This window comes from Pseudomonas sp. IT-P2, from assembly GCF_949767575.1.
GTDB classification, from domain to species: Bacteria; Pseudomonadota; Gammaproteobacteria; order Pseudomonadales; family Pseudomonadaceae; genus Aquipseudomonas; species Aquipseudomonas pharyngis.
The window spans coordinates 466,016-479,622 of the sequence record NZ_CATKQA010000022.1 but is presented as its reverse complement, the minus strand read 5'-3'; the positions used below and the strand labels follow the sequence as shown (position 1 = coordinate 479,622).

The following is a 13,607-nucleotide window of genomic DNA, read 5'->3' as shown; positions in this document are numbered from 1 at the left end:
GTTACCGATCAAAGGCAGCCGCTACCATCGGTCGCCAGAGGAAGGACCTGCCGCTCATGCGCGAACGCACCATCGCCAGTCACTTTGCCCGCGCCGCCCTCGGTGGCGCGCGGCGCTCGGGTTACGACTATTCGGACCTGCTGCAGCAACTGGGCATCAGCCCCGAACTGCTCGACGAGCCGCGCGCGCGGATCGCCCCGGAGCAATTCACCCAGCTGATCCAGAACCTGTGGCTGGCCCTGGACGACGAATACCTGGGCTTCGGCAACGCACCGAGCAAACCCGGCAGCTTCGCCATGATGTGCCACGCGATCATTCATTGCCGCAGCCTGGAAAAGGCTCTGCAACGCGGCTTATTGTTTTATAGCCTATTCCCCGAAGCCCCGCGCCTGACCCTGATCCATGAAGACGAATGGGTGCGCCTGAGTCTCGACGATGCGCAATTGTGGGACCCGGATCACTTTCTCAGCGAGAGCCTGTTGGTGATCTGGCATCGCCTCGGCAGCTGGCTGATCGGCCAGCGGATTCGCCTCGAACAGGCGAACTTCAGCTACCCGAAACCGGCGCACGGGGCGGAATACGATTTGCTGTTTTCCTGCCCGCTGGAATTTTCCGCAACGCAAAGCAGCCTGGTGTTTCACAGCCGCTATCTGCATATGCCGCTGTTGCAGGACGAACGCACCCTCAAGCATTTTCTCGAACGCTCCCCCGCCGATCTGCTGTCCCGCCCGGACGACGGCAACAGCCTGAGCAGCCGGCTGCGCCGCTTGCTCAGCCACGACAGCACGCGCTGGCCGGACTTGGAAGCCGTGGCCGCGCACCTGCACATCAGCCCGCAAACCCTGCGCCGGCATCTGCGCGAAGAAGGCACCAGTTTTCAGGAATTGAAGGACCAGTTACGGCGGGACATTGCGATTTATCACCTGGGGCGCGCGGATCTGTCGTTGCAACAGATCGCCGAACAGCTCGGGTTTTCCGAGCCGTCGGCGTTTCATCGGGCGTTCAAGAAGTGGACGGGGCTGACGCCGGGGGCTTATCGAGCGCAGGAGCAGTGAGCGGTCACACCGCCGGAAAATGAATCCTGAACGCCGCCCCGCCCATCGGCGAATCCCCCAGGGTCAGCTTGGCGCTGTAGCTCTCGATGATGTCCTTGACCACCGCCAGCCCGATGCCCTGCCCCGGATGCTGGCGGTCCAGACGTTCGCCGCGTTCGAGAATCCGTGCGCGCTGATCCGGTGGTACGCCGGGGCCGTCGTCTTCGATGCACAGTTCGATTCCGTCCAGACTTTCACGAACGCTGATGCGCACTTCGCCCAGGCACAGGCGATAGGCGTTTTCCAGCAGGTTGCCCATCATCTCCAGCAAGGCGCCCTGCTCGATCGGCACGTAACAGTGCTCCGGCAGATCGAAGGCCACGCGCACGTGTTTGTCGCGGTAGACCTTGTCCAGCGTGTCGCACAGGCTTTGCAGCACCGGACGCAGGCGCACCTGATGGCGCACCAGGCCACTTTTGCGCAGGCTGGCGCGTTGCAACTGGTAGCCGATCTGCTGGCTCATGCGTTCGATCTGGGTTTGCAGCACCCACGCCTGGTCGCGGTCTTCGGGACGCTGGGCCATGTCTTCGCTGACGCCTTGCAACACCGCCAGCGGGGTTTTCAGGCTGTGGGCCAGATCGTCGAGGGAGTCGCGGTAACGGCTGCGTTGCTGGCGTTCGCTGTGCAGCAGGCGGTTGAGCGAACCGGTCAGGCGCAGCAGTTCGCGCGGGTGTTGTTCGCTGAGGCTTTCGAGGGTTCCGCCTTCGATCTCGTCGAGTTCCTGACTGAGCCGGCGCAAGGCTTTCAGGCCCCAGGTCAGGCCGATCCACAGCAATGCGAGCAGCACCAGCAGCGCCGCACCAAAACCGAGGTAGAGATTTTCCCGCAGACCTTCGAGGGTGGTTTCGTATTCGCGCACCGGTTGCAGGGCCACGATACTGAAGGCTGCGCTCTTGCCGCCGAGCAGTTTGACTTCGACGTCGTAGACAAAGAATTCCTGACCGTTGGCTTCGCGGATCCGCGCGAACTCGTTGCCGAGGCCGTCGTAGCGCGGCGTGTAGTTGATCTTCTCTTCCTGGGTGCCTTTCGAACGCCAGACCAGATGCCCTTCGCGGTCATAGATGTAGCCAAGCAGGCGATTGTCCGTGAGGTTGAAGCGCTCGTCGGGCAACTGTGCCGGCATCATCAGGTGGTTGTTTTCAACCCGCGCGGCGGAGATCAGCGTGGTGACGTCGGACGCCAGCCGCTGCTCGATCGAGTCCTGCAGCGCCAGGCTGAATGCGCCCTGCATCGCCGGGAGCAACGCGAGCATGAACAACACCGCCAGGGTGGTGGCGGCGAGCATCAGCCGGACGCGAAGGGAACGGATCAAGTGCAGCGCTCATTGAACAGGTAACCGAGGCCGCGCACGGTGTCGATCGGCTTGAACCCGGCCGGGCCTTCGAGCTTGCGGCGCAGACGGCCGACCAGCACTTCGATCACGTTCGGATCGCGCTCGTCGTCATCCGGGTACAACTGCTCCATCAGCCGATCCTTGGGCACCACTTGCTGGTGATGGCGCATGAGGTATTCGAGGATCCGGTATTCGTAGGCGGTCAGCGCCAGCGGTTGCTCGTCGAGACTCGCCTGCTTGCGATTCAGATCCAGCAAAAGCGGGCCGGCGACGATGGTCGACTGGGTGAAACCGCTGGAGCGGCGCAGCAACGCATTGAGCCGCGCTTCGAGCTCTTCGAACTGGAACGGCTTGACCACGTAATCGTCGGCGCCGGCGGCCAGGCCTTCGACCTTGTCCTGCCAGTTGCCGCGCGCGGTGAGGATCAGGATCGGAAAGGTCTTGCCGCCCGAGCGCAACTGACGGATCAGGTCGAGCCCGCCCATGCCCGGCAGGCCGAGGTCGATCACCGCCAGGTCAAAGTTGAATTGCCCGGTCTGGTACAACGCCTCTTCGGCATTGGCCACGGACTCGACCACGTGACCGCTCTCCGTCAGGCGGGTTTGCAGGTGATGGCGCAACAGCGCTTCATCTTCGACGACCAACAGTTTCATGACGCTCTCCCGGGTAAATCGACAACTCCAAAGGCTTTCGCCTCACATGGCTGCGCCGGGTCGCCCCTCAAAGGACGACCCGGCGCGGGCCTGACGCCAATCGCTTAGAAAGCGTAGTTGGCCGACAGGTAAGTCTGGGCGCTGCTGGTCAAGTCCAGCGAGCCTTGCTTGCTGCCGCCGCTCTCTTTCATCTCGGTGCTGGCGTTGCTGCGCAGGTAACGGTAACCGAGTTCGACCGAGGTGTTCTGCGAGACTTGCTGCAGCACACCGAACTGACCGCCGACGGCGTAACCGATGTCACTGTCGCGGCTGTAGCCTGGCGAATCCTGGGTCAGCTTGGTCAGACCCGCCGTGGCACCGCCGAACAGCTTGGTGCTGCCGCCCACCGGGTAGAACAGATCGTAGCTGCCCAGCAGGTTTTCCTGGCGCAGTTTAATGCCATTGTGCGAGCCCGACACGTTGTCGTAGGTGGCGTAGTAGCGACCCTGGCTGTTTTGCTGACCCAGACGCAGGCCGTAGGTGTTGTTGCCGTCGATGGCCGCGGTGGCGTCCGGGTGGCCGAGGTTGTCGTTCAGGGCGTTGGATTTCTTGATCTTGTCGCTGGTCTGGCCAAAGGTCAGGCCGGCGAAGTTGCTGGTGGTGTCGGCGTGGGCCGCGATACTGGCGCTCATTACGGTAAAAGCCAGCAGCAGTTTATTTAAACGAGTCATGGAGTTTCCTCTTTCACAGTGCTGTTTGGGTATGGCGCAAGGTTACTGGCCCTCCCCTGTACCGCCCCTGAACACTCTCTGAACCTGGCCTGAATGAAATGAACTAGGCTGTTTTGACCCTTTATTGTCAGGAGACCCGATCATGCGCCTGCTTCTAACCCTCGCCCTGCTCGTCTTCAGCAGCCTCAGCCAGGCTGCGATCAAGACCGAGGAAATCCCCTACCAGAGCGCCGACGGCACGAAGCTGATCGGTTACTACGCCTACGACGACGCGATCAAGGGCCCGCGCCCCGGCGTGGTGGTGGTGCATGAATGGTGGGGACTGAACGACTACGCCAAGCGCCGCGCCCGGGATCTCGCCGGGCTCGGCTACAGCGCGCTGGCCATCGACATGTACGGTGAGGGCAAGAACACCGAGCACCCGAAAGACGCGATGGCGTTCATGCAAGCCGCCACGCAAAACGCCGATGCGGCCAGCAAGCGCTTTCAGGCCGGGCTGGATCTGTTGAAGAAACAGCCGCAGACCGACAAGGATAAAATCGCCGCCATCGGTTACTGCTTCGGCGGTGGCGTGGTGCTGAATGCGGCGCGTCAGGGTGTGCCGCTGGCCGGCGTGGTGAGTTTCCACGGTGCGCTGGCCACCAAGACCCCGGCTGCGCCTGGCAGCGTGAAGGCGAAAATTCTCGTCGAGCATGGCGCGCTGGACAGCATGGTCACCCCGGACAACGTCGCGGCGTTCAAGTCGGAAATGGACAAGGCCGGCGCCGACTATCAATTCGTCAATCTCGACGGCGCCAAGCACGGGTTCAGCAATCCCGACGCGGATCGCCTGAGCCACGGCGATCACGGTGGCCCGGATATCGGCTACAACAAGGCCGCCGATGAAAAATCCTGGGCGGACATGCAGGCGTTCTTCAAGAAAATCTTTGGCTGAACCCGGTCGCCCCCTCGCGCTGATCGTTCCCACGCTCCGCGTGGGAATGCAGCCCGGGACGCTCCGCGTCCCTTCGCGGTGTGACGCAGAGCGTCACTGTATGCATTCCCACGCAGAGCGTGGGAACGATCATGGCTCCAGGCTTCTGCGTGGGAACGATCACCTGCTCTGCACTATCCAGCCCGAAGACAACCCGGCAAAATGCCGACATGACTGCCAGCCCTTTCCTCCCCGCCTGCTGCACTCCGCTCGATGCCCATTGGCCGCTGCCGAAGGTATTGCCTGACACCGTGCTGTTGACCACCCATTTCGACCCGTCGCAACTGCTCGGCGATGACTTTCGCCGCAGCGCCATCGAGCCGCCGCCGAGCATTCAGCGTTCGGTGGCCAAGCGGCAGGCGGAATTTCTTGCCGGGCGGATTTGTGCACGGGCGGCGTTGCAGCAATTGGAAGGCTCAAGCACTGTTCCGCCGATCGGCGAAGATCGTGCTCCGGTGTGGCCGGCGCACATCTGCGGCTCGATCACCCACAGCACCGGCCGGGCGGCGGCGATTGTCGCCAACAAACAGCACTGGCGCGGACTGGGCATGGACCTGGAAAACCTGCTCAACGCCGAACGCGCCGAACGACTGGCCGGAGAGATCCTGACCCCGCCGGAAATGCAGCGCATGGCCGCCGGCTCCCGAGATCAGATTGCGTTGTGGGTGACCCTGACCTTCTCGGTGAAAGAAAGCCTGTTCAAGGCGCTGTACCCGATCGTGCAGCAGCGCTTCTACTTCGAACACGCCGAGGTGCTGGAGTGGAATGAACAAGGTCAGGTGCGGCTGCGGCTGCTGACGGACCTGTCCGGCGAATGGCGCAACGGCACTGAACTCGATGCGCAATTTGGCGTGCAGGACGGGCAGTTGCTGAGTCTGGTCAGCATTCCTGCCTGAAGTTTTTTAGCGCCGCTCCTGATTCCTCGGCCAGCTCAGGCTGAAGCACGCTCCGCCCAGACTCTTGCTCTTGCCGATCAGCGCCCGGCCGTCGTGCCAGTGAATGATCCGCCGCACGATCGACAGGCCCAGGCCGTGTCCGCCGGACGCCCGGGTGCGACTGTCGTCCAGGCGCAGGAACGGCGTGAAGATTTTCTCCCAGGCGGTTTCCGGCACACCGGGGCCGTCGTCCTCGACATCCACCCGGCAACGCATCTGCCCGACCTGATAACTGACCGTGACCTTCGAACGCGCATGGCGCATGGCGTTGCTCACCAGATTCTGCAAGGCGCGGTGCAGGTAACGCGGCTCGGCCTCGACCCAGGCGTCATCGCAATCCGCCGCCGACAGGCACAAGCCGCGTTGCACCGTGACTTCTGCACGCAGAGGCGCCAGCTCTTCGATCACCTGATTGACCAGCGCATCCAGGTCAATGCGCTGGAAGGTCAACGCCGGCGAGCCCTGTTCCAGCCGGGCGTACGTGAGCATTTCGTCGACCAGTTTGTCGAGATCTTCGATGTCGTGGTCCATGCCCTCGCGGTATTTTTCCAGCGCCTGCGGGGTGGTCGCCGAACCGATCATCTCCAGACCGAAACGCAGGCGCGCCACCGGCGTGCGCAATTCGTGGGACACCGCGCGCACCAGTTCACGCTGAATGGCGAGCAACTGCTGCAAGTGCTCGGCCATACCATTGAACGCAGCCGCCAGTTTGCCCACCGAGTCGGCACCCCGGGCCGGCACCCGGGTTTCCAGGCTGCCTTTGGCGATGCGCGTAGCGGCAGCTTCGAGTCCGCGCAAACGCCGTTCAAGCTGACGCACCAATAAATAGACGATCAGGCCGATCAGAGTCAGGCCAAGGGCGGCGATCAGCACCAGCCATTCCGGCGGGTACGGGTTCATCTGATACAGCGGCCCGATTTCCAGCACCCACGGCGTGCCGACCATACCGGCGAACACCCGGATCGAATCGCCCCCCTTGCCCAGCGCCATCACCGTATCGCCTTCGGACACCCGACGGCTCTGGTCTTCGTCCATGTCGGCATCGCTGACCGTGACCAACCGCAAATCGAAGCCGAAGCCTTTGTCTTCTTTCAGCTGCGCCAGTCGTTTGGGCTGCTCGCCCACCGGCACCCGCACCAGTTCATCGGCCAACAGATAAATGGTCGCCCGGGCCAGTTGCTCGCTGATCTGCTGCACCTCACCCACCAGCACCAGTTGCTCCTTGTCGCTGACCAGGCGATAGACCTTGGCCGCGTGTGGGCCGGTCTGTTCGACCAGCGCCTGCCCGCGCTGCACCCGGGTGCGCTGGGTCAGGTCGAGATCGGTCTGGGCAAAGGTTTTCACTGCCAGCGGAATCCCGAGCAGCCGCTCCCATACCAGCAAGGCGCGATGGCGCTCGGTTTCGTTCATCGGTTGCAGGTTGTCGGCCATCAGCGAAAACGTACCGTGGGCCAGACGCTCGCGGTATTGCTCGCTGCGCACCTGATTGAGCAGGTGCAGCGCCAGCACGCCGAGCACTGCCACCAGAATCAGCGCCGCGCACATGCCGCCATAGATGCGCAGGAAGATCGAATTCACAGCGGCAGGTCTGCGCAGGCTTCCGGCACGAACAGGTAGCCTTTGCTGCGAATGGTCTTGATCAGGCGCGGATGATCGGGGTCGTCGCCGATCTTCGGGCGGATGCGCGAGATGCGCACATCGATCGAGCGGTCCTGGCCGTCGTAGCCGATGCCGCGCAGCGCGGTGAAGATTTCTTCCCGGGACAGGATCCGTCCGGCGTTGGACACCAGCAGCCAGAGCAGATCGAATTCGGCGCTGGTCAGCTCGATGCCGCTGTCGCTGAGCCAGGCTTCGCGCAACGCGTTGTCCACCACCAGCGGACCGAATTGCAACCGACGCGGATTGCCTGCCGCCGGCTCCGGTGTGTCACTGCGGCGCAACAATGCCTGGATGCGCGCCAGCAACAGCCGCGGGCGCACCGGTTTGCAGACGTAGTCGTCGGCGCCGAGGTCGAGGCCTAGGATCTGGTCGGCGTCATCGGTACGCGCGGTTAGCATCAGGATCGGCCCGTCGTAGCGATCGCGCACCTTGCGGCAAATGCTCAGGCCGTCTTCACCGGGGAGCATCAGGTCGAGGATCACCAGGTCCGGCTGCTCCTTGATGATCCGTGCCGCCGCCAGCGCACCGTTGCCTTCGATCTCCACGCGCAATCCGTTGGCTTGCAGGTATTCACGGGTCAGTTCAGCCAGACGCTGGTCATCCTCGACGATCAATACCTGCCAGGCTTCTTGCTCCACGGGTGACCTCTGCTTGCCGAAACTGCTTATAAAGGAAGGATCCTCCCGTCTTTTTGTCATCTTTAAGGAGGATAAGAATGCGTGCGCATGGGCCGATTGTATAAACGGCGTACAGCCAGAACACAAGTCGGTAAATGCGTTCGGACAAGGCGGATTTTTGTGATAGGGTTCGCGCCCTCAAAATTCCGCCGCGGCATTTTTTTGCGGTGAAAAACAGTGACAGACGGTCTAGCTCAGCAGGTTCGCGGCCTACACGGGAATTCCTGGTTTCTTACACAATTTACGCACAGGTTTATCCACAGCTCGTACGTTGCAAGCCCCCTCGAAACGCATTATCTTGTAGCACGGCGCGAGGACAGACCCTACATATAGGGTTTTCCATTCCAGAGCCCAACCACATTTCGGACCTGAAACTCAAGTGCTTTATTGCCGGTTTCCGGTTGAACCAAGCAAGTTTTTCAAAGCCCAAACCGCACTCGCGGATGGCACCGTTTTTCAGGTTGGCAACGACCGGAACGGTACGGGTGTTGCAGTCATTACTGTCACCCTGGAAGTAATCCGGCTCGAGCCTTGGCTCGTGGCCGAAAACTTCGGCAAGGATGCGGCGTCATTAGCCTTTTTCCTACTGGTCCGAAGTTGTTATGCCCGACGCCCGTCGGTTGTAGTGCTTCGGACCAGAACGGTGAGCACCATGATGGTGCCCAAACAAACATAGAGAATGTGGAGATCACCCCCCATGCAAACCGACACAACTCGCGAGAACCCGCAGGGCACCTTGCCGCAGGCCGCCGATTCGAATTCGGATCTGGCTGCCACCGCGCCTGGCCAACTGCGCGTGATCAAGCGTAATGGCACCGTCGTTCCTTACACCGATGACAAGATCACCGTCGCTATCACCAAAGCGTTTCTCGCAGTTGAAGGCGGCACCGCTGCCGCTTCGTCGCGAATCCACGACACCGTTGCCCGCCTGACCGAACAGGTCACCGCGACCTTCAAGCGTCGCATGCCGTCGGGCGGCACCATCCACATCGAAGAAATCCAGGACCAGGTCGAACTGGCCCTGATGCGTGCCGGCGAGCAGAAAGTGGCTCGCGACTACGTGATCTACCGTGACGCCCGTTCCAAGGAACGCGCCACCCGCACCACCGCCGAAGCTCCGGTACAGGCGCATCCGTCGATCCGCATCACCCGCGCCGACGGCAGCCTTGCGCCGCTGGACATGGGCCGCCTGAACACCATCGTCACCGAAGCCTGCGAAGGCCTGGCCGAAGTCGACGGCGACCTGATCCAGCGCGAAACCCTGAAGAACCTGTACGACGGCGTGGCCCTGAACGACGTCAACACCGCGCTGGTGATGACCGCGCGTACCCTGGTCGAGCGCGAGCCGAACTACTCGTTCGTGACCGCCCGCCTGCTGATGGACACCCTGCGTGCCGAAGGCCTGGGCTTCCTGGGCGTGGCCGAGAGCGCCACTCACCACGAAATGGCCGACCTGTACGCCAAGGCCCTGCCGGCCTACGTTGCCAAAGGTATCGAGTTCGAACTGCTGAACCCTGTGCTGGCCTCCTTCGACCTGGAAAAACTGGGCAAGGCGATCAACCACGAGCGCGACCAGCAATTCACCTACCTGGGCCTGCAGACCCTGTACGACCGTTACTTCATCCACAAGGATGGCGTGCGTTTCGAACTGCCGCAGATCTTCTTCATGCGCGTGGCCATGGGCCTGGCGATCGAAGAGAAGCAGAAAGAAGACCGTGCGATCGAGTTCTACAACCTGCTGTCCTCGTTCGACTACATGGCTTCGACCCCGACCCTGTTCAACGCCGGTACCCTGCGTCCACAGCTGTCGAGCTGCTACCTGACCACCGTGCCGGATGACCTGTCGGGCATCTACCACGCGATCCACGACAACGCCATGCTGTCGAAATTCGCCGGCGGCCTGGGCAACGACTGGACCCCGGTTCGTGCACTGGGCTCGTACATCAAGGGCACCAACGGCAAGTCGCAAGGCGTGGTTCCGTTCCTGAAGGTGGTGAACGACACCGCCGTCGCCGTTAACCAGGGTGGCAAGCGCAAAGGCGCTGTCTGTGCCTACCTGGAAACCTGGCACATGGACATCGAAGAGTTCATCGAGCTGCGCAAGAACACCGGTGATGACCGTCGTCGTACCCACGACATGAACACCGCCAACTGGATCCCTGACCTGTTCATGAAGCGTGTCTTCGATGACGGCAAGTGGACCCTGTTCTCGCCGTCCGAAGTACCGGACCTGCACGACCTGACCGGCAAGGCCTTCGAAGAGCGCTACGAGTACTACGAAGCCCTGACCGAATACCCGGGCAAGATCAAGCTGTTCAAGACCATCCAGGCCAAAGACCTGTGGCGCAAGATGCTGTCGATGCTGTTCGAAACCGGCCACCCATGGCTGACTTTCAAGGACCCGTGCAACCTGCGCAGCCCGCAGCAGCACGTCGGCGTGGTTCACAGCTCGAACCTGTGCACCGAGATCACCCTGAACACCAACAAGGACGAGATCGCGGTCTGCAACCTGGGCTCGATCAACCTGCCGAACCACATCGTCGACGGCAAGCTGGACACCGCCAAGCTCAAGCGCACCATCGACGTCGCCGTGCGCATGCTCGACAACGTGATCGACATCAACTACTACTCGGTACCGCAGGCGAAGAACTCCAACTTCCGCCACCGTCCGGTCGGCCTGGGCATCATGGGCTTCCAGGACGCGCTGTACCTGCAGCACATCCCTTACGGTTCCGACGCTGCCGTCGAGTTCGCCGACAAGTCGATGGAAGCGGTCAGCTACTACGCGATCCAGGCTTCCTGTGACCTGGCCGACGAGCGCGGCTCGTACGAGACGTTCCAGGGTTCGCTGTGGTCCAAAGGCGTACTGCCGCTGGATTCGCAACAGATCCTGATCGAAGCACGTGGCCAGAAGTACATCGACGTCGACCTGACCGAGTCCCTGGACTGGGCACCGGTTCGCGCCCGTGTACAGAAAGGCATCCGTAACTCGAACATCATGGCCATCGCACCGACCGCGACCATCGCCAACATCACCGGCGTCTCGCAGTCGATCGAACCGACCTACCAGAACCTGTACGTGAAATCGAACCTCTCGGGCGAATTCACCGTGATCAACCCATACCTGGTTCGCGACCTGAAGGCTCGCGGTCTGTGGGACTCGGTCATGATCAACGACCTGAAGTACTACGACGGTTCGGTTCAGCAGATCGAGCGCATCCCGCAAGAACTCAAAGAGCTCTACGCAACCGCGTTCGAAGTGGACACCAAGTGGATCGTTGACGCCGCCAGCCGTCGTCAGAAGTGGATCGACCAGGCCCAGTCGCTGAACCTGTACATCGCCGGCGCATCGGGCAAGAAACTGGACGTGACCTACCGCATGGCCTGGTACCGTGGCCTGAAAACCACCTACTACCTCCGTGCCCTGGCCGCGACCAGCACCGAGAAGTCGACCATCAACACCGGCAAGCTGAACGCTGTTTCCAGCGGCGGCAACCACGGCGACGACTCGGTCCTGGCAGCCCCTGCCGGCCCTGCTCCAGTACCGAAGGCTTGCGCCATCGACGAGCCGGATTGCGAAGCTTGCCAATAAGCTGAGCTGAATCGGGCGTTGCAAAACGCCTGACCCGAGAACCCCCGACAGACTTCTGGTTTGTCGGGGGTTTTCTTTTGCCCGCGATAAAAGCAAAAGCGGCCCTCACCCTAGCCCTCTCCCGGAGGGAGAGGGGACTGACCGAGGTGTTTTATAGAGATACGCCGACGTGAAATACCGAGGTGAACTTGGGTTTTGAAACGCATACAACTCAACCCCTGCTTTCTCTGCCCCTGCTCCTGCTTCCACTTCTGCTGCTTCTGCTTCCGCTCTCCACCACTCAACACGATGAGCGTTAGCTCGAGTACCGCTTTTGACGTGCCGGCCCCATCGGAAGGCTGAGTGGAGGGATTTATCCGGGGGTGGGAGCGCAGCGACCGTGCGGCGCAGCCGCATGCATCGAGAGGAGGTGCAGCGAAGCAAACCGTAGGCGATGCCCCCGGATGAATCCCGTAACGAAGGAACACCGAGCCAAAGCGAGGTGCCGAACGCCGGGGCCCAGCGTTTTGGTTCCTTTTGGGCGTTTGCAAAAGGGACTCGCCGTAAGGGCGAAACCGCCAGCGGCAACACCCGCAGAAACGGATAAACACCCCAAACCGCAGCCAAAAAAAAGCCCCTCAAAAAGAGGGGCTCCTTAACCAGCCAAAACCCAGAAATCAGGTCATCTGAATAATGGTCTGCATGATAGTGCTCTGAGTCGAAATGGTCTTGGCGTTCGCCTGATAGTTGCTCTGGCCCTTGATCAGATCAACCAGCTCATTGGTCAGGTTAACGTTCGACTCCTCCAGCGAGTTCGAAACCACCGACCCCAGCGTACCGGTCTCCGGCGCATCGTAGCCCGGAATACCCGAAGCAAAAGTCTCTTTCCAGCTGGTACCACCGATCGGCTGCAGGCCCTGCTCGTTGGTGAAGCTCGCCAGCGCAACCTGGCCGATGGCCTTGCTCTGGTTGTTGCTGAAGTTGGCGAACAGCGTACCGGTACCGTCGATGGTCAGGTTGGTGATCTGGCCAGTGGCGTAACCATCCTGAGTCGGGATCGAACGCGCGGTGTCAGCGTTGTATTGAGTGGTCTTGGCCATCGAAATGGTAATGCCGGCCGGGTTAGCCGAAGCACCGTTGGCCGTCCACACACCGTTGGTGACAGTGCCCGGTACCCAGCCAGTGAGTTTCAGGTCGCTGCTGATCACGGCAGGCGGAGTGCTGACCTGAGTCAGCTTGCCAGTGGAGTCAAAGGTCATGGTCGATGCGACAGGCGCAGTGACTTTCGGATCGCTGCCGGTAGCATCCGGGTTGCGACCGTCCACCAGGGTGTAGACCTTCCAGGTGTTGGCGCCTGTCTTCACCATGTACTGATCCATGACATGGGAGTTGCCCTGGCTGTCATAGATCGGAGTGCTGAACGACTTGGTGTAGGTCGCGAGGTTGGTCGGGTCGAACTTGCCGGCCGCTACTGTGTCGTCGATCACCGGAGCCGTCGAGTTCAGGTTAATGGTCGAGGTCACCAGCGAGGTGGACTTCGGCGCCAGGTTCGAGGTGTCGATCTTCAGATCGGTCAACACGCCGTTGATGATCTTGCCGTTGGAGTCCACACCGTAGCCTTGCAGACGCGAGGTGTAGTCAGTGTTGGTGATGAAGCCGTCCTTGTCGACCTTGAACGTACCGGCACGGGTGTAAGAGATCGAACCGTTGTTGCTCAGGGTGAAGAAGCCCGAACCATTGATCCCCATATCCAGCACGTTGCCGGTGTTGTTGATGTCGCCTTGGGTGAACTGCTGGGAAACGTTGGCCAGACGCACACCGTTACCAATGACCTTGCTGCCGCTGCCCAGGCGAGTCGCCGAGTAGACGTCTTCGAATTCTGCGCGGGACGATTTGAAACCGGCGGTCGCGACGTTGGCGATGTTGTTGCCGGTCACGTCCAGTTGCTTGTTGGCTGCATAGAGACCGCTAAGGCCGATATTGAAAGACATATTCCACTCCT

Annotated in this window: 10 protein-coding genes; 4 read left to right on the top strand and 6 right to left on the bottom strand. The window is 61.4% G+C overall.

Annotated elements, in window-relative coordinates; all coding sequences use genetic code 11:
- Nucleotides 1-56 precede the first annotated feature (56 nt).
- Nucleotides 57-1,055, top strand: a complete 999-nt coding sequence (locus ACM6JM_RS14825) for an AraC family transcriptional regulator (RefSeq protein WP_210710733.1) — start codon at nucleotides 57-59, stop codon at nucleotides 1,053-1,055.
- A 4-nt stretch (nucleotides 1,056-1,059) separates the two neighbouring features.
- On the opposite strand, the gene ACM6JM_RS14820 is transcribed toward ACM6JM_RS14825, so the two are convergent.
- From ACM6JM_RS14820 to ACM6JM_RS14810, 3 genes are all read right to left on the bottom strand, one after another.
- Nucleotides 1,060-2,406, bottom strand: coding sequence for an ATP-binding protein (locus ACM6JM_RS14820; RefSeq protein ID WP_039772893.1), 1,347 nt, complete (start codon nucleotides 2,404-2,406; stop codon nucleotides 1,060-1,062).
- A complete protein-coding gene (locus ACM6JM_RS14815; RefSeq protein WP_039772894.1) occupies nucleotides 2,403-3,080 on the bottom strand; it encodes a response regulator transcription factor in 678 nt (225 codons plus the stop codon). The genes ACM6JM_RS14820 and ACM6JM_RS14815 overlap by 4 nt, the downstream gene beginning before the upstream one ends.
- Before the next feature lie 104 nt (nucleotides 3,081-3,184).
- Nucleotides 3,185-3,790, bottom strand: a complete 606-nt coding sequence (locus tag ACM6JM_RS14810; RefSeq protein ID WP_064598671.1) for a hypothetical protein — start codon at nucleotides 3,788-3,790, stop codon at nucleotides 3,185-3,187.
- 142 nt (nucleotides 3,791-3,932) lie between these two features.
- Here ACM6JM_RS14810 and ACM6JM_RS14805 point away from each other — a divergent pair, with 142 nt between their 5' ends.
- The gene (locus ACM6JM_RS14805; RefSeq protein ID WP_085668007.1) at nucleotides 3,933-4,724 is read left to right on the top strand and encodes a dienelactone hydrolase family protein; all 792 of its coding nucleotides are present in this window, start codon (nucleotides 3,933-3,935) and stop codon (nucleotides 4,722-4,724) included.
- Between the two features lie 209 nt (nucleotides 4,725-4,933).
- Nucleotides 4,934-5,659 (top strand): 4'-phosphopantetheinyl transferase family protein, encoded by a 726-nt coding sequence (locus tag ACM6JM_RS14800; protein ID WP_163976174.1) that lies wholly within the window; start codon nucleotides 4,934-4,936, stop codon nucleotides 5,657-5,659.
- A gap of 6 nt (nucleotides 5,660-5,665) precedes the next feature.
- On the opposite strand, the gene ACM6JM_RS14795 is transcribed toward ACM6JM_RS14800, so the two are convergent.
- Nucleotides 5,666-7,276: an ATP-binding protein gene (locus ACM6JM_RS14795; protein WP_039772898.1), complete on the bottom strand. Its 1,611-nt coding sequence runs from the start codon at nucleotides 7,274-7,276 to the stop codon at nucleotides 5,666-5,668.
- Complete coding sequence (locus ACM6JM_RS14790) at nucleotides 7,273-7,995, bottom strand: response regulator (protein ID WP_039772899.1); 723 nt, start codon at nucleotides 7,993-7,995, stop codon at nucleotides 7,273-7,275. Before ACM6JM_RS14790 ends, ACM6JM_RS14795 begins: the two co-directional genes overlap by 4 nt.
- A 736-nt stretch (nucleotides 7,996-8,731) precedes the next feature.
- Here ACM6JM_RS14790 and ACM6JM_RS14785 point away from each other — a divergent pair.
- Nucleotides 8,732-11,626 (top strand): ribonucleoside-diphosphate reductase subunit alpha, encoded by a 2,895-nt coding sequence (locus ACM6JM_RS14785; protein ID WP_011335505.1) that lies wholly within the window; start codon nucleotides 8,732-8,734, stop codon nucleotides 11,624-11,626.
- Between the two features lie 656 nt (nucleotides 11,627-12,282).
- Here the strand turns inward: ACM6JM_RS14785 and flgE are convergent.
- Nucleotides 12,283-13,596 (bottom strand): flagellar hook protein FlgE, encoded by a 1,314-nt coding sequence (flgE, locus tag ACM6JM_RS14780; protein WP_039772113.1) that lies wholly within the window; start codon nucleotides 13,594-13,596, stop codon nucleotides 12,283-12,285.
- Nucleotides 13,597-13,607: the final 11 nt, after the last annotated feature.

Excerpts from the sequence above, each read along its gene's own strand:
- ACM6JM_RS14785 (WP_011335505.1), top strand. The coding sequence starts at position 8,732 with ATGCAAACCGACACAACTCGCGAGAACCCGCAGGGCACCTTGCCGCAG.
- ACM6JM_RS14825 (WP_210710733.1), top strand. The coding sequence starts at position 57 with ATGCGCGAACGCACCATCGCCAGTCACTTTGCCCGCGCCGCCCTCGGT.
- flgE (WP_039772113.1), bottom strand. The coding sequence starts at position 13,596 with ATGTCTTTCAATATCGGCCTTAGCGGTCTCTATGCAGCCAACAAGCAA.
- ACM6JM_RS14815 (WP_039772894.1), bottom strand. The coding sequence starts at position 3,080 with ATGAAACTGTTGGTCGTCGAAGATGAAGCGCTGTTGCGCCATCACCTG.
- ACM6JM_RS14810 (WP_064598671.1), bottom strand. The coding sequence starts at position 3,790 with ATGACTCGTTTAAATAAACTGCTGCTGGCTTTTACCGTAATGAGCGCC.
- ACM6JM_RS14800 (WP_163976174.1), top strand. The coding sequence starts at position 4,934 with ATGACTGCCAGCCCTTTCCTCCCCGCCTGCTGCACTCCGCTCGATGCC.
- ACM6JM_RS14805 (WP_085668007.1), top strand. The coding sequence starts at position 3,933 with ATGCGCCTGCTTCTAACCCTCGCCCTGCTCGTCTTCAGCAGCCTCAGC.